Annotated in this window: 17 protein-coding genes and 1 pseudogene; 5 read left to right on the plus strand and 13 right to left on the minus strand. The window is 45.2% G+C overall.

Annotated features, from left to right (window positions below; all coding sequences use genetic code 11):
- Nucleotides 1-4: 4 nt before the first annotated feature.
- The 6 genes from argF to ACP2WE_RS11100 form a co-directional block, all read right to left on the minus strand.
- Nucleotides 5-916: an ornithine carbamoyltransferase gene (gene argF, locus ACP2WE_RS11075; RefSeq protein WP_425215612.1), complete on the minus strand. Its 912-nt coding sequence runs from the start codon at nucleotides 914-916 to the stop codon at nucleotides 5-7.
- Between the two features lie 51 nt (nucleotides 917-967).
- Nucleotides 968-1,510, minus strand: a complete 543-nt coding sequence (locus ACP2WE_RS11080; protein ID WP_425215613.1) for a YqeG family HAD IIIA-type phosphatase — start codon at nucleotides 1,508-1,510, stop codon at nucleotides 968-970.
- Between the two features lie 336 nt (nucleotides 1,511-1,846).
- Nucleotides 1,847-2,947 (minus strand): endolytic transglycosylase MltG, encoded by a 1,101-nt coding sequence (gene mltG, locus ACP2WE_RS11085; RefSeq protein WP_425215614.1) that lies wholly within the window; start codon nucleotides 2,945-2,947, stop codon nucleotides 1,847-1,849.
- Complete coding sequence (locus ACP2WE_RS11090; protein ID WP_425215615.1) at nucleotides 2,919-3,473, minus strand: DUF3727 domain-containing protein; 555 nt, start codon at nucleotides 3,471-3,473, stop codon at nucleotides 2,919-2,921. Before ACP2WE_RS11090 ends, mltG begins: the two co-directional genes overlap by 29 nt.
- 234 nt (nucleotides 3,474-3,707) lie before the next feature.
- On the minus strand, nucleotides 3,708-4,142 hold the full coding sequence (gene ruvX, locus ACP2WE_RS11095; RefSeq protein WP_425215616.1) for a Holliday junction resolvase RuvX: 435 nt from the start codon (nucleotides 4,140-4,142) through the stop codon (nucleotides 3,708-3,710).
- A complete protein-coding gene (locus tag ACP2WE_RS11100) occupies nucleotides 4,139-4,786 on the minus strand; it encodes a bifunctional 4-hydroxy-2-oxoglutarate aldolase/2-dehydro-3-deoxy-phosphogluconate aldolase (RefSeq protein WP_425215617.1) in 648 nt (215 codons plus the stop codon). The genes ruvX and ACP2WE_RS11100 overlap by 4 nt, the downstream gene beginning before the upstream one ends.
- Nucleotides 4,787-4,901: 115 nt before the next feature.
- Here ACP2WE_RS11100 and ACP2WE_RS11105 point away from each other — a divergent pair, with 115 nt between their 5' ends.
- The gene (locus tag ACP2WE_RS11105; protein WP_425215618.1) at nucleotides 4,902-5,591 is read left to right on the plus strand and encodes a DnaJ domain-containing protein; all 690 of its coding nucleotides are present in this window, start codon (nucleotides 4,902-4,904) and stop codon (nucleotides 5,589-5,591) included.
- A 197-nt stretch (nucleotides 5,592-5,788) separates the two neighbouring features.
- Here the strand turns inward: ACP2WE_RS11105 and ACP2WE_RS11110 are convergent, their stop codons facing one another.
- Nucleotides 5,789-6,736: a hypothetical protein gene (locus ACP2WE_RS11110; RefSeq protein ID WP_425215619.1), complete on the minus strand. Its 948-nt coding sequence runs from the start codon at nucleotides 6,734-6,736 to the stop codon at nucleotides 5,789-5,791.
- Between the two features lie 357 nt (nucleotides 6,737-7,093).
- Complete coding sequence (locus tag ACP2WE_RS11115) at nucleotides 7,094-8,521, minus strand: type IV pilus twitching motility protein PilT (RefSeq protein ID WP_425215620.1); 1,428 nt, start codon at nucleotides 8,519-8,521, stop codon at nucleotides 7,094-7,096.
- Between the two features lie 115 nt (nucleotides 8,522-8,636).
- Here ACP2WE_RS11115 and map point away from each other — a divergent pair, with 115 nt between their 5' ends.
- Nucleotides 8,637-9,494: a type I methionyl aminopeptidase gene (map, locus tag ACP2WE_RS11120; RefSeq protein WP_425215621.1), complete on the plus strand. Its 858-nt coding sequence runs from the start codon at nucleotides 8,637-8,639 to the stop codon at nucleotides 9,492-9,494.
- 36 nt (nucleotides 9,495-9,530) lie between these two features.
- Here map and ACP2WE_RS11125 read toward each other — a convergent pair whose 3' ends face one another.
- Nucleotides 9,531-9,971, minus strand: coding sequence for a hypothetical protein (locus ACP2WE_RS11125; protein ID WP_425215622.1), 441 nt, complete (start codon nucleotides 9,969-9,971; stop codon nucleotides 9,531-9,533).
- A gap of 150 nt (nucleotides 9,972-10,121) precedes the next feature.
- Between ACP2WE_RS11125 and ACP2WE_RS11130 the strand changes: the two genes are divergently transcribed.
- On the plus strand, nucleotides 10,122-10,940 hold the full coding sequence (locus tag ACP2WE_RS11130; protein WP_425215623.1) for an ATP-binding cassette domain-containing protein: 819 nt from the start codon (nucleotides 10,122-10,124) through the stop codon (nucleotides 10,938-10,940).
- 152 nt (nucleotides 10,941-11,092) lie between these two features.
- Here ACP2WE_RS11130 and ACP2WE_RS11135 read toward each other — a convergent pair whose 3' ends face one another.
- Nucleotides 11,093-14,278 carry an efflux RND transporter permease subunit gene (locus tag ACP2WE_RS11135; RefSeq protein WP_425215624.1) on the minus strand — a complete coding sequence of 1,062 codons (3,186 nt, stop codon included), beginning with the start codon at nucleotides 14,276-14,278 and terminating at the stop codon, nucleotides 11,093-11,095.
- Nucleotides 14,279-14,338: 60 nt separating this feature from the next.
- A complete protein-coding gene (locus ACP2WE_RS11140; protein ID WP_425215625.1) occupies nucleotides 14,339-15,769 on the minus strand; it encodes an efflux RND transporter periplasmic adaptor subunit in 1,431 nt (476 codons plus the stop codon).
- Between the two features lie 318 nt (nucleotides 15,770-16,087).
- On the opposite strand from ACP2WE_RS11140, the pseudogene ACP2WE_RS11145 reads away from it, so the two are divergent.
- Nucleotides 16,088-16,450, plus strand: a pseudogene (locus ACP2WE_RS11145) (ISNCY family transposase); the annotation flags it as partial.
- On the opposite strand, the gene ACP2WE_RS11150 reads toward ACP2WE_RS11145, so the two are convergent.
- Nucleotides 16,447-17,646, minus strand: coding sequence for a beta-ketoacyl-ACP synthase (locus ACP2WE_RS11150; RefSeq protein WP_425215626.1), 1,200 nt, complete (start codon nucleotides 17,644-17,646; stop codon nucleotides 16,447-16,449). The pseudogene ACP2WE_RS11145 and the gene ACP2WE_RS11150 sit on opposite strands and share 4 nt — an antisense overlap.
- Nucleotides 17,647-17,684: 38 nt before the next feature.
- On the opposite strand from ACP2WE_RS11150, the gene ACP2WE_RS11155 reads away from it, so the two are divergent.
- Nucleotides 17,685-19,265 (plus strand): DNA methyltransferase family protein, encoded by a 1,581-nt coding sequence (locus ACP2WE_RS11155; protein WP_425215627.1) that lies wholly within the window; start codon nucleotides 17,685-17,687, stop codon nucleotides 19,263-19,265.
- Nucleotides 19,266-19,738: 473 nt separating this feature from the next.
- Here ACP2WE_RS11155 and ACP2WE_RS11160 read toward each other — a convergent pair whose 3' ends face one another.
- Nucleotides 19,739-21,448 carry a CocE/NonD family hydrolase gene (locus tag ACP2WE_RS11160; RefSeq protein WP_425215628.1) on the minus strand — a complete coding sequence of 570 codons (1,710 nt, stop codon included), beginning with the start codon at nucleotides 21,446-21,448 and terminating at the stop codon, nucleotides 19,739-19,741.
- Nucleotides 21,449-21,651 lie beyond the last annotated feature (203 nt).

Consider the following 21,651-nt stretch of genomic DNA (forward strand, 5'->3'; position numbering starts at 1 on the left):
GTAATTACAGCAGACTGACGAGTAGAGCCTTTTGAGCGTGAAGGCGATTTTCAGCTTCATCCCAAATGCGTGACTGCTTGCCTTCCATCACATCATCGGTAATCTCTTCACCACGATGGGCTGGCAAACAATGCAGAACGATCGCCGAACGATCTGCTAGAGTCATCAAATCGGCGTTCAGTTGGTAGGGTTGGAAGATCGGAATGCGATCGAGGGCTTCCGATTCTTGACCCATGCTTGCCCAGACATCGGTATAGAGAACGTGAGCTGCTTGAGATGCCAGTTTTGGATCGTGGGTAACAATGACTTCAGAGCCCTTGGCGAGACTTCTTGCTTGCGCCACAATGTCTGGATCGGGAGCAAACCCTTTTGGGGTAGCAACACGGATATTCATTCCGACCAAAGCACAACCTAGGAGGAGGGAGTGTGCCATATTATTACCATCACCCACATAGGTCATGGTCAAGCCCTGTAACTTACCAAAGTTTTCCTGCACAGTAAGTAAGTCGGCTAGTACTTGACAGGGATGCTCGAGATCGCTTAAGGCATTAATGATGGGGATTTTGCAATATTTGGCAAAGGTTTCTAGTTCTAGCTGGGCAGAGGTACGAATCGCCAAAATATCCACGTAGCGATCGAGTACTCTCGCTGTGTCTTCAATCGGTTCGCCGCGACTGACTTGGGTAACACTTGGATCGAGGTCAATCACATGACCACCAAGTTGGTGCATAGCCACTGTGAAGCTAACTCTGGTTCGTGTTGACGCTTTACGGAATAGCAGACCTAAGGTTTTACGTCGAAAATCTGGTTGGATTTCGCCAGACTTTAATTGTTTCGCTAAAGCCAGCAAATCATAGATTTCTTGTGTTTGCAAATCTGCCAAGCTTAAAAGATCGCGACCCTGTAAATTACCCATGAATAGATTCCTAGAAGTAAAACTTTCTGATGCGCTTACGTTTTGTGGGTTTTAGATATTAACCCCTGATTTACGGGCTAACCAAATTTCCCATCTTCGTAAAACATTTGTTCTAACTCTTAGCAAAGAAGTTTTTTTGTGATTGTCGCCCTTGTCACTGTTGTTGCAAGGTGGTTGCACAAGAACGGTAAATAGACCTAAACGATTCCCTACTAATGTGTCGGTAAACAGGCGATCGCCAATCATGGCAACTTGTTCGGGTGGTAGCTTCATCGCCTCTAATGCCTGGCGAACCATTCGTCTTGAGGGCTTCCCAGCACGAGAACGAAAAGGGAGATCTAAATTTTCAGCAATGTTTTGAATGCGGCGATTGCTAAAGTTATTGCTGATCAGCCAAATGGGATAGTCTTGCCGCATCAGCTCGATCCATACCTTAATCTCTGGGGAAGCTTCAGATTCGTGATTGCCAACAATGGTGTCATCAACATCTAGGATCATGCCCCGCAAACCATGCTCTTGCATTAACTCAGGGGTGATCGCAGCGATCGACTGAGACAAAACTAAATCTGGAGTGAGTAGCTGCCAAGGTAGCATGATTAAGATTTAGGCTTACTAGATGAAGAATTTTGAAAACTCAAAGATCTTTGAAAAATAAGTATTGCAACCTAGTTCTTTACAAGAATTCTTTTGGGATTGCATCAGATCAATATACCACCTCAAAGACGGGGACAAAGCTTGCAATTCTTTGCCTCTAAATACAAAAGATTGGAAGATCGATTCAGATCTTTCATGAATTTAAATAAATTTAAATCAACAAACCCGCCGTAAGTGGACGGGGTATCAAATTTAAACTTTTCTTGCTGATAACTAAAATCCCTAGGGACAGGTTCTTTGCCTCTAGGTGAGATTGGAGCGGATGTGAACCAAGCATCAGTTATTTTCTGTTTTATTTTTAAGTTGTCTATCGACTTGTTGGACTGCCTGTTTATGCTCTTCAAGGGTACGGCTAAAGATATGGCTGCCATCAAACCGAGCCATAAAGAAGAGATACTCAGTTGCTTCAGGATTGAGGGTAGCTTTGAGACTGGCAAGACTGGGTGAGGCGATCGCACCTGGTGGCAATCCTTCATTCATATAGGTGTTATAGGGTGAAGGCGTTCTAACTTGATCGAGGGTTAGCGGTTTATCAGGAGTTTGCTTGATCTTAAGCCCATATTCAACTGTGGGGTCAGCTTCAAGGGGCATATTGCGTTTTAACCTCTGCCAAAATACGCCTGCGATCGTGCGACGCTCTTTTTCAAGCACCGCTTCTTTTTCGACAATGCTAGCCAGTGTGACCCAATCAGCCAAACTAACTGAGATTTTTGCCTGCCCACCCTGACGTGCCTTGTCTTGATGCGCCTTATATACAGGGAGCGCCACTTGCTCAAAACGATCGAGCATCAGTTCGATCGTGCGATCGGGCGATACTTCGTTGGGAGGGATTTGATAGGTGTCGGGAAATAAGTAACCCTCTAAGCTGGGAATACTATCGGGTAACCAAGATCTGCGTTTGGGCTGAACTTTGTTTGCCGCAGCGATAAATTCAGCCGCAGGGAAAAAGCCCTTTTCCTCGAAATAAGCTGCCATCTGGGCGATCGTCCAACCTTCAGGAATGGTAAAACGCACCTCCACTGGTTTGGCGGTCTGTAATTGGGCGACAACTTCTCGCAAAGGCTGGTTTGTCGAAAAATCATAGATTCCAGCCCGCAAGGGTCGCGTATCCCCCTCTTTCCAAGCTAACCATTGGAGCCAGAGACGGAGGGCTAAACTCGAACGAATTACCCCCGCCGCTTCTAGTTCATGCCCAATGATTTGGGAAGGCATACCATCAGGAATTTTGATCCTAACTGGTGTACCAACGACACTATTGGGTGCGCCACTAGCCCATAACCACCACAAACTACCACTCCAGCCAGACAGTAGCAGCGTTAGAGGCAAAAATACACTGTAGAACCACCAACTAGGCTTCTTCTTCTGCGTCTTCTGCATCAATTAGGTGCTCTGCAACAAAGGGCTGAATGTATTCGATTTCTTCAGGTGAGAGCAATTCTGGCTTACCATCCGCATTGAGTTTGGCAAAAAATATCAATGGGTCAACAGAAGTAAACACGGAATAGGCTTGTTCTTCATGATAAAAATTAGCCAATTCCTGAAACTCTTCGCACTCACTTTCATCTTCTGTGCCGATGCCGATCTCATAGATCTCATCTTCGATCAACTCAGGTAGTTCCCCTTCAACGGTGAGGGTAAAGGCAGTTCGCTTTAGTTTTAGATTTTGTTCGGCAAGAACTGCTTGAGCGATCGCAAAAATTTGATCGACCTCATCGTCGTCGATATCGACGAGTTCTTCTTCCTCTTCTTCGGTCTCTGATGCTTGCCAAGCAAAGATTTGCACCGAATGATCGACGGGTTGGAGTAAGAAATACTCTTTCCCTTCAATGTCAAAGGTGGTTTCTAAGAAACATGGCAGGGATTTACCTGCATCATCCGTCAATATCAGTGTTGATCCATCCATAAATTAGGAAATGTTTTAACTTCTTTGCACAGGTATAGCCTACAGAGCGCTTTGCACAAGCATTCTTGCTCTAAGAAATTATGACAGTTTTTGGATCGAAAAACTTGGACATTTGATTTTTGTAAGTTGAATTTGTAATTTAGAGATAATTTTTAGCTTTTGAGCGGTAATTGGCGATCTCACAGGTTTATGCGCCATGAGTTTTGAACCCAGCGGAAAACTCAATCTTGACAACTAACTCCGCTTTCGATCTAGCCATTGCTGCAAAATCAGAGCCGCAGCTTTGCGATCGATCATGCCTTTGTTTTCCCTAGGCGAAAACCCCTGGGATTGCATGATTTGCTCCGCCTCAAAAGAGGTCAACCTTTCATCCACATACTCTAGAGTCAAACCTAAGTGCTTTGATGCCCCACGCGCAAACTTTTGTACCTGCTTGGCTTGGTAGCCCAGACTGCCGTCCATGTTATAGGGTAGCCCCACCACTAGGGTCGTAACTTCGCGATCGCTGACCAAAGCTTGTAACTGTGCCATATCCTCCTGCCAGGATTTGCGGACAATTGTGGTGATGCCATGGGCAAACATGCCCAAGCGATCGCATCCTGCTACACCAATGCGCTTACTGCCTACATCTAAACCTAATGCGGCGACAATGTTATTTACAGCATTCACAGCGATATCGTTTGGTAAGGTTGTAAGTTTTGGATGAGCATCCGTGTTTTAGCAATGATACTTGTCCAATCATCTTGGGCGATCGCTTCGGGTAAAAAAAGCTGACTAGAGATACCAACTGCGATCGCCCCAGCTTTAATATATTCCGCTGCATTGGTTAAATTTACACCCCCAGTCGGGATCAGCGGAATATCTTTTAGGACTGGCTGGAGGCAAGTAAGATAATCGATCCCCCCCATCAATTTAATCGGAAATACTTTGACCGCAGAGGCTCCCGCTTGCCAAGCAGAAACGATCTCGGTAGGGGTCAATGCCCCTGCAATTACAGGAATATTCGCATTCTTGCCGATCTCAATCAAAACAGGATCGGTGTGAGGCGTAAACAAAAATTTGCAGCCGCAGGCGATCGCGCGTTCCGCCATTTCCGCATTTAAAACCGTCCCCGTCCCGATTTTGCAGTCAGGTAGTTCTTGTTGTAGCTTGGGAATTAAAGATTCTGCCTTATCGGTATTCCATGTGATTTCCATCAACTTGATCCCGCCTGCAGCGGCTGCCAGTGCCATTTCACGCGCTAGACTTGCCTGTTCCGCTCGAATTACGGCAATAACACGATGTTGCTGAAGTAGACTCAACCAAGAACTCACAAACTTTTTCTATTAACTCCCCAAGATCATGCCACGAATAGGCAAGAACATCAGATAAAGATCTACGGCAAAAATGCTCGTCAAAAATGCCAGATCGAGACGCTAGAATGTCACCATGTCTCATTCCACCGAAACCAACACTCACTACCACACCCTTGGCGTGCATTACAAAGCGGCACAGTCAGATATCAAGCGGGCATATCGAGAACTTGTCAAAAAATATCATCCCGATTGCAACCGCAATCTTGATAATCACGACCACATTGCTGCGGTCAATAATGCCTATGAGGTTTTGAGCAATCCCCAAAGTCGAGCCTCTTACGATCGCAGTATCGGCATTGCCAATATTAAGTTCGTTTCTAGTGGTGCTGCCAAACGTGCTAAACGTGCCACCAGTTTTGATGAAGAAGAGTTGCTAGACATGTGGACAAAACAAGTCTATGAGCCCATCATTACTGTCTTGAGCGAAATTTTAGATGAGTTAGATGACCAGATCGATCGCCTCGCTGACGATCCGTTTGATGACGAGTTGATGGATAACTTTCAGACCTATCTAGAGGAATGCCATAACTCATTTATGAGAGCGCAGATTTTCTTTCGTGGAATTCCAAACCCTTCTTGTGCTGCCAGCGTTGCATCCAATTTGTATCATTGCCTGAATGTCCTAGATGATGGCATTGAAGAGTTTCGTTTTTTTACACTAAATTTTGACGATCAGCATTTACATACAGGGCAGGAATTGTGGCGCAGAGCCGAAGAAATGCGAAGTTACGCGCAAGCTTCTATGCAAAATCTCAGACCCTAATCCGAAATTCTCCCAATAATTCTCCCAGATCAAAAGCTCATAACCTTGAGTCTAGCCCCAAGGTTATGAATTTCTCTACCTATCCCGATTTCTCTTAAATTTGCGACAGATTGGGATTTAGGTTCCGCGCTCAGCGCGGTCTTTTCAGAAAGATGCGTTGCATCATTTTTTGAAAATGGTACGAGCTAGATTTAGCATTAGAAAAATGCAACTCTAGAATCAAAGCCCTGCTTTCTCATCGCAGCATTTAATGCTTCCGCACCTGTGCGATCGGGGTAGCCTTGCACCTCAATATATGGACCGCGATTGGATGTTCTCACTTGAGCGTTGGGAGAAACCATCTTTGCCCTTTGTAGAACCACATAGGAGGTCGTTGGAATAATCACAAAATAGCGAAATTGATTGGGAATAGGCGCAGGATTTGCGTCAATTGCTGCGGTCGGAGGCAGTGTGGTTGGTACAGGAGAAACAGGAATCGGTTGAACTGAGCGGTTGATTTCAACAGTTCCACCCTGTTGAGGATCTATACCCGTCGGCACGCTAGGAAGTGTATTACTGTTCTCAATTTGAATGGGCTGTGCGTTGGCGATCGGCAGCATACCACCCGTGTTATTGGGATCCGTAGGGATTGAAGATGGAATGCTAGGTGTGATGGGAACAGATGGCAAGGTTGTAGGAATTGCAGAAGGAGCTACAGGTGTTGTCCCCCTAGTCACTGTAGTGGGCACTGCGGAAGGAACTGTAGGAAGTGCACTGGCAAATTTTGTCGATACAGGTTTAACCTCAGGGGATAAGCCTGCTTGTCTGAGTTGATCCGCTTTTTTTTGCGCCAAGTTGAGGTTATTAAAGCGTCCGATCTGTAAAACTTTCTGACCAGAATCTAGGTGGCTAACAAATGCATCGGGAGCTATGGTTTTAACCTGCGGCATCATGGCAGGATTTACGTTGGCGATGTAGACAATGTATTGACTAGATGGCGTATAAGCCGTTGGAGTTGATGTTGGAACGGTTGGGGTCGGTGCTAATGTGGCATCGTCAGGGAAAGATGAGGGGGTTTGAGCGATCGCAGGGATGGCGATACCGCAGGATAATGAGGCTAAACCCAAAGTAAGAGCGATGAGCGGAGTAATGTTTTTTCTCAACATAAAAATCAATGCCGTTGGCGTGTATGAGCCTATTAACTATGTGGGAGCGATCGCATAGCGAAAGTTGGGCGAGATTATACCACATCTCACGTATTATGCAATAGCAATATTTTGCAATCTCTTCGTATGTAGAAGCTATAGCTACAAACAGGCTAATTAAGGCATCGAATAATCTGTTGGCGGAAGGGAGTAGAATTTATGCTGAGCATTGTGTCGAAGTAGCCAAATTTGTCCTAACTAAATAGGCAAATGCTATCAGCTAATTTTGATCTTGTGATTTGCAAAGTTCCAAATGAGGAAGATCGAAAATTTAGTTCCCTCCCCTTACAAGGGGAGGGTTAGGGTGGAGTATATGCTTTACATCCGACCGCGTAGCATTTGAGCCATTTCGTTCGGTTTTGGTGAATTCTCCACGGCTGTTTCTTCGGTAATTCGACCATCCTCATAGAGCTTATAGAGCGACTGGTTCATATTACACATACCCTCGTAGGTGCATTTAGGAATGATCGCCTCAACTTCATCCACTTCACCACGTTTGATAAAGTCCCTAATGGCATCGGTGTTGACCATGATTTCATGGACAGCAGCTCTTTTCCCATCGGTCGTGCGGACGAGAGACTGAGCGATAACTGCAACCAAAGATTCTGCGACTTGCACCCGCATGGGACCTTGTTCGTCAGGGTTGTACAGGTTCAAGATCCGTTCAATTGTCTTAACGGCGCTATTGGTGTGCAGGGTTCCAAATACTAAGTGACCCGTTTGTGCGGCTTTGAGTGCAGTATTTACCGTATCGCGATCGCGCATTTCCCCGATCAGAATGATATCTGGATCTTCCCGCAGAGAGGCTTTAAGCGCATTATCGAACTTGTGAGTATGAATGCCTACTTCCCGTTGCTTGATGATTGCCTTTTTGCTTTGATGAACAAATTCAATGGGATCTTCAATCGAAATCAAGTTCTTAGGCATTTCCGCATTGATAAAGTCAACCATTGCCGCCATTGTTGTTGACTTACCAGAACCTGTAGGGCCCGTAACCAAAATTAGACCTTTATGGGTGTAACAGAGTTCGCGAAATACTTCGGGCAACCCTAATTGGTCGATGGTCAGAATCTTCAAAGGAATCAACCGCAACACCATCGCAGTGCCTCTCAGCGATTCAAACACATTGATCCGACAACGGGCAAAATCGTACTGGGTTGCACCGTCAAACTCTAAGGTATCCCTAAATTGCAGAATCTGCTTTTCATCCATGATCTCGCTTAACCATGAATTAAAAGTCGGCAGATCGGGCACGGGATACTGATCTTGGATCACTATCAGCCCTCTGCTACGAAATCTCACCGCTTCATTTACGCCCAAATGTAGGTCAGAGCATCCTTGCTCGTAAGCATCTTTGACAAGATGAGCCAACGTCGGCTGTCCGCTACCGCGTTGCAATAGTAAAGGCGACCCGGCTCCTACAATCGCAGGTGGGGGACCTGGACGGATTGGGGGGCGAGGATTTGGTGGTGGCGGAACGCTTGTAAATTGCGTATCGTTCGCAGAAGGTAGTGGGGTTCTTTGCTGTGCGGCAGGAGGTGGTGCAGACCTTTGTGATTGCTGTTGCGCTTGCTGTTGTGCGGCAGCAGGAGGTGGAGGTGGCGCAGACCTTTGTGCCTGCGCTTGTTGTTGCGCAGGGGGCGGTGGTGCGGGGGGTGTGGAAGGATTAGCACGGGGTGGGATTCCACTACCTACACCAGCACGAGGTGGGGGCGGTGGTACAGGGGGCATACCCGATTGAGTCATACATCTACCTCGCTATTAGGCAATTTCTGCCAATATACCCAAAAATAACCTATCCTGTTACTGCATAGGCTACAAATATATTAGCTGTTGTAGATCATAATCCCTCAAAAATTGCATGAATATTCTTAGTGCACTGCGATCGCAGTCTGGCGCTTCCAGAGATAAAGCAAAGAAAGCCAACCAAGAGCAGTCTCGTCCTTCGACCTCTAAAGGAATCGAGATTAAATCAAAACGAGAGTTGGAGATCATGCGGGAGTCAGCCCGAATTGTGGCGATTGTGCTCAAAGAAATTTCTGAGATCGTTACCCCTGGTCTGACCACAAAGGATCTGGATGCCCATGCCGAAAAGCGGATTCGAGAAATGGGTGCAGTGCCTAGCTTTAAGGGCTATCACGGCTTTCCTGCGACGCTCTGCGTCAGTATTAACAATGAAGTGGTACATGGCATTCCCAGCGCCAGACGGATTGTTAAGGCGGGGGATTTGATCAAGGTTGATGTGGGGGCTTACCAAAATGGTTTTCATGGCGATTCATGTATTTCGATCGCTGTCCCACCAGTCAGTGACAAAGCTGCAAAATTAATGCAAGTGGCTGAAGAATCTCTTTATAAGGGAATTGCTCAAGTCAAAGCGGGGAATTATCTAATGGATGTGGCGGGGGCGATCGAAGATCATGTCAAAGCCAATGGGTTTAGCATTGTAGAAGATTTTACTGGGCATGGGGTCGGTCGCAATCTGCACGAAGATCCTTCTGTATTTAACTTCCGCACGCACCAACTTCCTAATGTCAAGCTCAGAGCTGGGATGACTTTAGCGATCGAGCCTATTGTCAATGCTGGCTCAAAGATGGTGCGCATTCTCTCTGATAAGTGGACAGCCGTAACCGTTGACAACCAACTTTCAGCCCAATACGAACACACGGTGCTGGTGACCGAGACAGGTTACGAAATTTTTACAGATCGGACAAAGGTTTAGCTTTCAACGTTTCATTATCGGCATTCAGCCCATTTCCTATGGTTGAGCGCCGATAGTTGTTCGATCTTTTAGTAAGCGATCGCAGATATTATTCAAGTATTTTGCAGTTTTGACAGGCTTACGCGGGGCGATCGTCTCTAGATTTGGCCATAGTTTCATGGTATCGCAGGGACAGGCTTTAGTCTCTCTCATACCCATATCAATGCAAGCTGAGGGTAAATTGCATCGAGGACATTCAACTAGTTCCCACTTGTCACTTAGTAGTTCCTGAATTGTTTCGTTGGTTCCTTCTAGATAAGCCTCTTTAGCCTTAATTGTACTAATTTCAGTCCAAAGTGCTTCAAATTCTTGGGTATACCGCTCGCCCTCAATTACTTTACAGATGCCTACGGATTTATTTTCACTCTGAATCAAGACCTTCTTGCCTACTTGCATCCATTGGGCAAGATAATCTTTTACAACGTCGCAGGTAGCCATAGGATTCACTAAAAGTTCTTGCTTATATAATTAATAATAGTGCAGTTCTAGTGTGGAGAATCTGCATAAATTCTGGTAGTTTAGTCATAATCTTAAGCAAGAAATTGACAATTAGTTTTTGGTTTCTAAGTTGAAGCTTCCCTAAACCGTATGCTTGATATGAATTCTGCAAAGTCTGAAATCCAGTCTAGAGTCAATCAGCCGCAGCCAACATTGCAGCCATCCGTACAAGTTAGCAACCTCAATTATTACTTTGGGGAGGGCGAACTTAAGAAACAAGTCTTATTTAATATCAATCTAGATTTGTACCCAGGTCAGATTGTGATTATGACTGGCCCATCTGGTTCGGGTAAAACCACTTTGCTGACTCTGATCGGTGCTTTGCGGACAATTCATGAGGGTAGTCTCAAGGTGCTAGGTCAAGAAACCATCGGCATGAACAAAAAACAGTTGGTTGGGGTCAGAAAAAATATTGGTTTCATCTTTCAAGCCCATAACCTGTTTTATTCTCTGACCGCTCGCCAGAATGTGCTCATGTCCACAGATATTTTTCCCAAGCAGTTTTCAAATCAACCAGGAACAAATGCTTCGCGAGAGGCGGCAGAGATCTTGACGCAGCTAGGACTAGGCGAACGAATTGATTACAAGCCTCATGCCCTGTCTGGTGGGCAAAAACAACGGGTCGCGATCGCCCGCGCCTTAGTCAACAAACCCAAACTAATTTTGGCGGACGAACCCACTGCTGCTTTGGACAGACAATCAGGACGGGATGTCGTTACCTTGATGCAAAAACTTGCCAAGGAGCATGGCATTACGATTTTGATGGTGACGCACGATAATCGCATCATTGATGTCGCCGATCGCATCATCAATTTGGTGGATGGCAATCTCGACTCAGATAGCGAACTAAATATGCTGCTTGCCAGTGGCGATCGCGCTGCACTCAACAAGCGCACCTTGATGCTTTAAATTTATCTACAAATTTTTCGGTGATTCAAATAGAATAAGTGGATGAATGACAGCGATCGCCAAAGAGTTCAAGCATTTTTAACAAGGTGGAAAAGCTCTCACGGAAATGAGTGGGCAAACTATTTCTGATCTGATTTTAGAGCGAAAGTGCTTTAATTTCTTGACAATACTCTTATTGGTACTAACTTTCTCACCTTTGCCCAGCTAAGTTCATGCATCAGCACATAGGAGCAGGGGATTAAAAAAAGAGTCAGTAGCGTCGCAAGGGCAAGACCAGAAAAGATCACAATACCAAGGGGTTGCAAAAATTCGCCACCATCACCGCCGCCAAGGGCTAGGGGAAACGCACCGACAACAGTTGTAATTGTGGTCATCAGGATCGGACGTAAGCGCGTAGGTGCAGCTTTGAGAATTGCTTGAGCGCGACTGCATTTTTCCTCTTCACGAATTTGGTTCGCAAGTTCCACTAGCACGATCGCATTATTAACCACAATCCCAATCAGCAGGATGCCACCAATTACGACCATGACGTTAATGGAGCTATTGGTGACAAAAAGACCGATGATGCCGCTAGAGAGGGCGAGGGGAATCGTCAGCATGATCACCAAAGGGTCGAGCAGAGAGTTGTACTGCACCGCCATCACTACAAAGACTAGGAATGAAGCAAGTACGCCTAAGACACCAAAGGATTTAGAAAGATTTTCACTGGCAACTTTGGCGGTACTGGGTAAAACGGTGATGCCTTCGGGCAAATCAAATTCCTTGACGATCTGTTCAGTTTGAGTGAGAGCATCGCCGAGACTGGCTCCACGCTCTAGGCTACCGAGAATCAAGAATACTTGACGCTGGTTAATCCGCTGGATTTCTCCAGGGGCGCGACCTTCACGAATCGAGGCGACATCACCGAGGCGAACGGGGCTATTATTGCTGGTGCTAAATAGAGGAACTTGCATCAGTTGAGAGGCATTTTGGCGCAACTCAGGATCGAGTTGTACGCGCACATCCACGAGGCGATCGCCCCTTTGTAATTGGGTTGGCACAGAGCCTGTAATCGCCGTTTGCAAGGTTGCCCCCACTGACTGGGTGGAGAGTCCGAGCGATTGCAATCTTTCCCAATCGGGAGAAATCTGCACTTCGGGTTGACGGGCATCGATGTCAGGACGGAAGTTTGCACCTTTGACTTTTTCTAAAGCAGTAAGCAATTCTGTGCCTGTCTGGGCTAATACCTCTGGATTATTGCTCTGCAAAATTACGTCAATGTCGGTTCTAGGAACAGGTGAGTTATTGACGATAATCCCGCGTACTTGCCCTGGGTTAACTCTAATCCGCACACCCGCTAGATTCAACTTATTAATTTCGGCATTAACACGCTTAATAAAGTCGGTAACATCGGTATTAGGTTTGAGAGTGATGGTGCTACTGGCTCGTAAGGGGTTTGTAGTGATATTGCTACCAAAACTAGTACCACCCGTACTGGTAAAGGCATAGCCCGTTTCAGGCTGTTTGAGCAAAATTTCATCGACAATCCCCATGACTTTGCGGTTAGTGGCGAGGGTTGTGCCTGCGGGAAATTGAGCATTGACAGTGACATCACCTGTTTTTACCTGCGGAATGATTTCTTGAGGCAGTTGTCGCCCCATCAGAAAGCCACTGCCACCGAGTACGGCAAATAGAGCGATTATCACCCATAAACGATAATGAATAATTTGGGCTAGAAATCCTGCATAGCCAATTGTGGCAGATTCAAATCTTTGATTGAACGCTCGAATGAGCCAAAGTTCGCTAAATCCACTCGACCAAGGAATATTTAATAGTCGAGAAGCTAGCATTGGAACTATCGTTACTGCGATCGCGATCGCTGCAATATTGCCGAAGCTAATAGTAAGAATAAGCTGATTGAAGAGTAGCGAAAGAAATCCACCTAGTAATAGAAAAGGGAAAATAACAACTAAATTAGTACTGGTAGAAGCAATCAAGGCTGATTCAATCTCGGTGCTGCTAGCTTGGGTTTGGGAAATTACGTCTTGTGCGCCTTGTCCCTTACCCATTTTTTTCATGCCATTGAGAATATTATCAAGCATCACAACTGAGCAATCTACTACCCCTCCTGCTCCTAGCGCTAATCCCCCCAAGCTAAATATATTGAGTGAGAAGCCACAAATTCCCATTGCAATAATCGAAGCAAGTGTGGCTAGGGGGATCGCAAGGATAATAATTAGAGCCTGTCTCAAGGAACCAAGGAATAATAATACTGTGATGGCTGCTAATAATGCCCCCATCAATCCTGAATATGTAACGTCAGAAACTGAAGCCCTAATTAGTCGGGAATCGTCTAATGTTGGAGTCAAAATTGCATCTTCGGGAAGTAATCCTTTTTCTCTAAGAAATTCTACTTTTGACTTAATTCGATCTACAACTTCTATGGTATTTGCTTCAGGCTGTTTTGTAATGAGAACTCTAACGGCGGCTTGACCATTCAGGGAACTAAAAATACGCTGCTCTTCCGTACCATCGACAACAGTAGCAAAGTCACGCAGATAAACCTGTCTAGTTTCATTTGCCCCACTATTGCCACTACGCACATTAAAAGACAAGTTCTCGATCTCTTGGGCATTGCGGAATTTTCCGATCGCACGGGTGAGCGGTTCTACAGAACCATCACGCAACCGTCCGCCCGAAATATCAATATTGCGATCTTTTAGAGCCGCTAATACCGTATTCACATTTACGCCCACAGCTTGCAATCGTTTGAGATCGAGATTGACCTGTACTTCTTCTTTAACGCCGCCAACGACATCCACACCTGCGACTCCTGGGACGACCGAAATTTCACGTCCTAATTCCTCATCAGCAAAGAGACGTAACTTCGCAATTGGCAGAGAAGGAGATGTTAGAGCTAATTCGTAAATTGGCGATTGAGATGGATCGAATTTGAAGATCCGCGCATCTTCAACGTTATCAGGTAAACGGCTCCGCGAGCGGTTGAAGGTTGCCACCACATCATTTAACGCCTGATCGATCTTGCTTCCTGCATCAAAAAACAAATCGACCCGTACCTGTCCTTCACGGGTACGGGAGAAAATTTGATTGACTCCTTGAGTTGTCGCTAGAATTTCTTCTAAGGGTTTTGTTACCTGAGTAATTCCCACTTCGGGAGTAATGCCAGGGACATTTAACTGCACGCCAATACGCGGATAGACGATCGCTGGTAATAAATCCACCTGTAATCGGGTGATAAAAAATGCACCCATCACAAAAATGGCGATCGTCAGCATCAATGTGCCAATATGTCTGCGAATCGCAAGGGCGCTAAATCCTGTAGTTTTTTGGTCGCTCATTGGTTATTCCTAAATGAATTCATGGAGAAGCCCTGACTATCTGTTAGTTAGTTCGCTTAACTAGCCTTTTTCTGACAAAACACTAATCTTGACTGCATCACCATCTTTAAGCTTGCCACCACTTCTGACCACCACGCGATCGCCTTCATTTAAACCAGAAAGAATGACTACTTTCCCATCACGGCGATTACCTAATGTGACTTGACGCGCTGAGACTTTGGCATCCTTAGCATCACCAGCGATCACAAATACAGTGCTTGTTCTGGGTTTACCTTTTTCATTCCCTTTATCACTAGTTTTATCGCTGCCAGCATTAGGTTTAGCACTGTTTCTACTAGGGCTTCCTTCGGTACCCGATTTACCATTGGAATTTTCACTGGGTTTAGTATTTGCCTTTTCAGAGCTTTTAGTATCCGCTGCATCTTTGGCAGATTGCGTCGCAGGTCTACCCGCTACCTCTAGTGCTGAGTCAGCAATGACGATTTGTTTTTCCTGTTTGCCAGCAAACTGTACCCTTGCAAGTTGCCCACTTCCCAATTTGTCATCATTATTCGGTACAACCACTTCCACGGGAATGAGCCTTGCGACTGGATCGGCGGCACGGGAAATGCGTCTCACGGTTCCTGTGAATTTTTGATTTGGGAAGGTGTCAAAACGGACATTGACTGATTGATTGGGGCGAACCTTGCTAATCTCTAATTCTGAAACCATCACAATTACCTTGACTTGACTAAAATCACCTAATTTGAGAACTTCATTTCCTGCAAACAGCAGATTTCCAGTTTCACTAACTTTTTCTAAAACTACACCATTAATTGGAGCAGAAATGGTGGTGTAGGATTGACGCTCCTGTTCCCTTAGTTTAATTGCTTCTTGGGCTAAAACCCTTTGAGAGCTTGCACCAACGGTTTGCTGTTGTAGGTTTACTTGTTGCTCAGCCGATCGCAAAGATTGTTCGGCAGATCTCGCTCTTGTATTAGCCGCTTCCGCAGTTTGCGAAGAAACGGCTCCATCTTTAGCCAGTTGGTTGAAGCGATCTGCATCAGCCTGTGCTTGCTGATATTCCACTCTCGCTCGTTCTACTTGAGATCGGGCATTACCAACAGCAGCATTGGCTTGAGAGACTTCTGCTTCTCTCGCCGCCACTTCCGCTTCCGCCTGTAGCACAGTTGTGGAGAGAACTGCATCATCCAATTGGGCGATCGCCTGTCCAACTTCCACGCGATCGCCAACATCAACAGCTAAATCAATCAAACGACCTTCTAAACGCGATCGCACAGAAACTTCTCGAATTGGTGCAGTTGTGCCTGTATATTCTGTCTCAGACTGGGGAACGTCAGAACTCGCGATCGCTACATCCACGGCTATTTTTTGACCTTGGGTTGTGCTCTGTGTTTGCGCTTGAGATTCATCTTTGTTACTCTTAGCACCACAGCCTATAGATGCAAATGATAGACTAACGAGCACCATAAGTATCCAAATAGGTTTCATGTGTTTTTTCTATGTCTTTAATTGCTATTAACTTTGTTCAAACTTATTTGAAGAAATATTATCAAAAATATCAAACTCTTAATAAAACTATAGAGCTTTTGATTTGTAGATACTTGTCAATGGCAATACATATGGCTATATAACTTAAGGGCACCTCTAACAATCAGTCAGAAACAAAAAACGAAAAACGAAAATAAAAGGAGAGAAGAATTAGGGGAATAGTGATTAAACAGACTATTTCCCTAATCTATTGTAATAGGTCTTCAAAATTAATATTTTGAACATCAACACTATCGCGATTTCCAAGCAATTACTGCTTTTGTGACTAATCATGCTCTTAATATCGATAATGTGACGGAAGTAGTTGAAGCGGGTAGATGTCGTTGGAAGACGGAAAATGAGAATCACAATGTGTTGAAAACCAAGGGCTACAAATTGGAACATAACTTTGGACACGGACAGAAACATTTGCGATCGACTCTTCTATCTCTTAATTTGTTGGCTTTTCTATTTCACACAGTTTTACATTTGCTAGATTCTAGGTATCAAGAGATTGGTTGTAAGCGTGGTACTCGTAGAGGGTTCTTTCAAGATATTCTCTCTCTTACCAAGTACTTTATCTTTAAGAGTTGGCAACATTTAGTCGAAGTTAACGGAATATTTTTCAAGAAATCACTTTAAGATCTGCCAAACGCTACAACGGCATTTTGACCGCCAAAGCCAAAACTAAAACTTAAAGCAGTTTCTAGCGGCGATTCTTTGGGTGATGCGATTAAATTCAAATCAAAGGCAGGGGTTTGTAGTCCCACACAGGGGGGCAACAAGCGATCGCGCAATGCCAACAGGCAAAACGCAGCCTCCATCATTCCTGTTGCTCCTAGAGCATGACCCGTTGCGCCTTTTGTGCCGCTGACATAGGTTGAATCAGGGAATATACGCCCGATCAGTTCGGCTTCATGGGCATCATTGAGTTTTGTCGCCGTACCATGGGCATTGATATAGCCAACGTCTTGAGGAGAAAGCCCCGCCCTTTGCAGACAGGACTGCACGGCTTGCGTTGCTGCTTGGTAATCATCACTGGGGCTGGTGGGATGACAGGCATCGTTGGTAAGACCAAAGCCTAAAATTTGCCCGTAGCTAGGTACAGTTCCCCGCTTACAAGCAGATTCGCTAGATTCCAGTATCAAAGCTGCTGCTCCTTCCCCTAAAACTAGTCCTTCTCGCTCGATGCTAAAGGGATAGGCTCCCATTTTGGCTAACACGCCCAATTGCTGAAATCCTGCAATGCTCAGCTCTGTAATTGCGGCATCGGTAGCACCCGCGATCGCCATGTCACATTGCCCCGTTTGAATCAGTTCGTAAGCCTGCGCGATCGCCCAGTTTGCCGTGGCACAAGCTGCCATGGGAGCCAGCACAGCCGACTCCGTTTTTAGGTCAGAGGCGATCGCGGCGGAAATCGCGCTAGGTAATAGGCTCAGGAACGAATCCCAAGGTAGTGGCTCGCCTTGCCGATTTCCCTTGAGAAATTGATTAAATTGTTCTAACTCTCGCTGACAGCCTCGACTGGAACCGATCGCAACCCCACAATTGGGTAAAGGCAAATCCAGCCCCGCATCGGCGATCGCTTCTCTAACCGCTTGCCGCATAAACCTCTGGGCTCTTGGCTCTGCTGAAATTCGGCGATCTACCCAAGCCGTAGGAATTTCTAAACAGCCTGACTGTGAGTGCTTAGAATCCTTTCGAGCCTGGATTCGATCGGGAATCGGCGATCGCTCGATTCCCGACTTACCTCGTAGCAAGTTTTCCCAAGTTGTGGCTTTATCTTGCCCAATTGCTGTAACAAGACCAATACCTGTAACAATTACTTTACGACTCAACTTCCCAACCCATATCTACTTTGCGTTCTAATTCGCCTTTGAGCAATCCAGAAAATAAAACCGAACCCCAAACTGAAAACCAACCCGTTGGAGCGGTTTTCACCCCATTCAAATGGGCAACATGGGTGCTAGAGAAGTATGCCATTCTCGATCGCTGGTTAGAAGGAGCAACGATTTTTGACCCCACCGCAGGGGAGGGCATCTTTTTAGAATGCTTAATTAATTTAGCAGTTTCTCAAGGTATTTCGATCTCAAGTACCATGCTCGATCGGCTCTATGCGAATGAAAAGAATGCGGAATTTATCGAGAGCTTCTTGTCGAGGATGCGATCGCAATATGGCATCAATTTCCCCCTATCTAACTTTTTTAATCGGGATATTCTGTTTTTCGATCGCGCCTTAACCGTTGATATTGTCGTGGGCAACCCACCTTGGCAAAACTTCGCCAATCTCACTACCGCATATAAGGAATTAATTAAGCCACTATTTCACGAATATGGGTTGGTTCATAATTCCAAAGATCTGTTACTGGGTAGTAGCAGAATCGATCTTTCGAGCTTGATTATCATCAAAACCCTACAAAATCACCTGCGAATAAATGGATTAGCCTATTTCTTTATGCCCTTGTCCGTTTTCTTGAATGATGGAGCAAGCCGGGGCTTTCGAGCCTATGGCAACAAGAATTTACGCTTTGAAGTTCGGGAAATCTATGACTTTAAAGATGATTTTAAATATGAAGCAATTTTTGAAAAGATTCGGACTAGATATGGCTTGGTCTGCTTTCAACGCGATCGCCAACAAACTTTCCCAATCCAATATTTTCAGTTAAGTAATTCGGTCAAAAATTCACAAAATTCAGCCTTTGAATGGCAGAAATGTTATGCGCGATCGCTATTCAAATCCGATGCTCCCTTAAGTATTTCCAGCGATCTACAAGAACTGCAGGAGTTAGAAAATCTGCATAAAATCCCTGTCGATCTCGTTAGCAAACCGCGACAAGGCATCAATTCCTGCGGCGCAAAAGATCTGTTTGTGTTTGAGGATTGCCAAAATATCAGCGAGACATTGGTTCGAGTCAGCAATCGGCAGTTTCAAAACTTAATTTTGCCCAATCAGTTTCTGTTTCCCTTAGTGACAAAAGCCAACTTCGAGCAAGCACATCCAATTCCACAGCGATATATTCTGATTCCTTATGATATTACGAACGGTAAGCCCCTCAGTCACGCTCAATTAGAACGCCATCCTCAGCTTTGGCAATATCTTTTAGCCCATCAAACCGCATTGCAGAATCGCAAGGGAACTTTAATTCAAAATTGGATTAAAAAGGGATCTTGGTATGCACTTTTGGGCGTGGGAATTTACACATTTATGCCCTACAAGGTCTGTTGGCAAGCCTATGGGCAGAAGCAGTTTAAAGCACAATTGTTTGAGGGGCATTGGCAGGGAAATCAAGCTTTGCACGCCTATATGCCTATGCGAGAGCGATCGCTTGGCGAAAATCTAGTTCAACAACTCAACGCTCCAATAGTCGAACGCTATCTGCGTAGCCAACAAATGGAGGGAACCTGTAACTGGGCGCAGCCAGGGAGGATTTTACAACTATTGGAGTTAGTGGATTGAACTAGGAAGACTTCGGTAGAGGGTGCTATTACACAAATAAATCCTTGCTGTGGAAGGTTCTCAGACTTTCTGCCCTTTCAAGAAACATTTGGGGTTTTTTGAGGATGAGACTGTAAATTAGATTGTGTAAATTGTAAAAGGTAGACAGGACAACAACTTACGTAATTGCTCAACCTAGAAGAAATCAGGGTTTCAGCCAATAAATTGTCTCAAAAACTAGCTAAATACCACCATTCTCATTTAACAAGCGATGATTTACTGATATATAGGTAAATTAGAGGTAAAATTGATTTTTTGACGGTCATTTTTTGTTGATTTTACTGAGTTGAGCAATTACAGTAAATCTTGCTGAGGTTCTAGGTAAACTTGTTTAGCAATTTTGACGGTCATGTATTGTCTCCTAGCTCTCAATAAATTTAAGCCTAATTACCTTATATTATCCAACATTAATTACAACCATAGAAGCATTTGTCTCAGGATTCATTTGCAAGTAAGGGCAAATGCAAGCAAGAAGGGAATTCATCGCTATGATAGATCTGCTGCGTTGCCTCGATGAAATCACTCACATTGGCAGAGGTAGGGGATTGCTTCGTGTTGGAATGTCGTTCGATCAGTGGGAATGCGGCTGAAGCGATCGCAACACCAATGCAATGTCCTGAGAGAAAGCTATAACAGGTAGGACGCAAGCGGATTTTATATTCAGTCACGCGATCGCTTTCTATCCATTTTAGAGCTTCCCAAGATTTATGGAACTTGGCACGCAGTACGCCCATCGATACGAGCATCTGTTTCCCGTCGGGATGAATATCTAATAATTTGACAACCCAATCGGTATCAGGCACTGAGGTCGCAGCAAAGAGCGTGAATTCCGCTGTACCCAAAATCCTTAAATCCTCTATGAGAATTTCGCCCGTATAAACTAAAACATCCCAACGTTGATGGGTGATACGCTGATCGCAGGGCAGATAGGCTGTACTGGGATTGGGAAGGCGCGGGTCGTAAACGTAAATATCAGGCAGGGATTCTGTCTTGGGCTTTTCAGCTTTGAGCTGGCGATCGGTATGAAGGTAGAGGCTGCAGATTTTGGCATTATTCTCACGATCGCAATTCTTGTCGTCAAAATCTTGAAAGTCTAGCCAGTGGTTCTCTCCCATTAAAAACAGTTGGGCTGGCGATCTTGTCACGATACCGTTATCAATTCCCTTGAGCCAATAGTCAAACCAGTCAATTTGAAGTTCGTCAATTTGAGAAATCGCGGTTTCACCAAAATCAACTTCTCCCACCTTAGGTAACCAAGGCATATGCTGCCAAGGGGCAACCACCAAATGTTGAGGCTGTTGGGTAGATTGTTTCGCCTTGTGGTAAGTATTCAGCGTGGCTTCGATAAATAAATCCCACCAACCAGCAATATGTAAAGCAGGAATATCGTATCGATCGAAATAACTGGCGGGATTTAATTTCTGCCAGTAAAAATCGTTGACTTGCTGATTGCTAATCCAATCAAACCAAAAGTGTTGTGCCGATTCTTGAGATTCCGATTGGAATAGCTCTAAGCGATCGAGGGGCGCGGAATTTAGCCATCGCTCCATTTGCTTTTGTGCTGCAAATAACTGTGTAGCCTGCGGTTCTTGTTTGAGGAACTGGGCGCGATTTTGGGTGAGCTGTAATGCCCAAGTTAGATCGAAATCTAAACACAAAGCTCCCCCAAAATAAAACCAACCATGATAAAAACTGGCTGTTGCCATCGCTGGGCAAATCGTTACCAATCCCTCTGGCTGCATCACGGCTGCTTGGAACTGGGTCACGCCTTGATAAGAGAACCCATACATGCCTATCTTCCCATTTGTCCCTGACAAGATTTGAGCGCACCACTGCACCGTATCAAAACCATCTTCATACTCGTGACGAAAGGGATAGAACTCGCCGTCAGAAGTGCCGCAACCTCTGACATCTTGGATGACGACGATATAGCCTCGATTGGCATACCAACTCGGATGGGCATAGGTAACCGTGGAAGCGATCGCTCTGCCATAGGGCAACCGCATCAAGAGTACGGGTAGGGGCGCATCAATACCTTTGGGCCGATAAATATCCGCAGTGAGTTTAACGCCATCTCGCATGGGGATAGGAACCTTGCGCTCGATTGTGACTTTAGAATGGAAAGAAGATAGCTTAGGTGGCATTTGTGGATTTGGTAATTAATGGGAAATTAAATAAGGATAAAAATAGTCACCTGTAGGGGTTTTGCATTTGCGCCATCATTCCCCAACCCATCACAAAAATCTCAATCTGCAAATACAAAACTCTCTTTATTTGCAAATTGTTTCGTTGTTGCGAGGTTTGGGGCAAAGCATTCCCATATTAACGCACCACAAACTCCATAAAT

Source organism: Tumidithrix helvetica PCC 7403 (genome assembly GCF_965232925.1).
Taxonomy (GTDB): Bacteria; Cyanobacteriota; Cyanobacteriia; order Pseudanabaenales; family Pseudanabaenaceae; genus Tumidithrix; species Tumidithrix helvetica.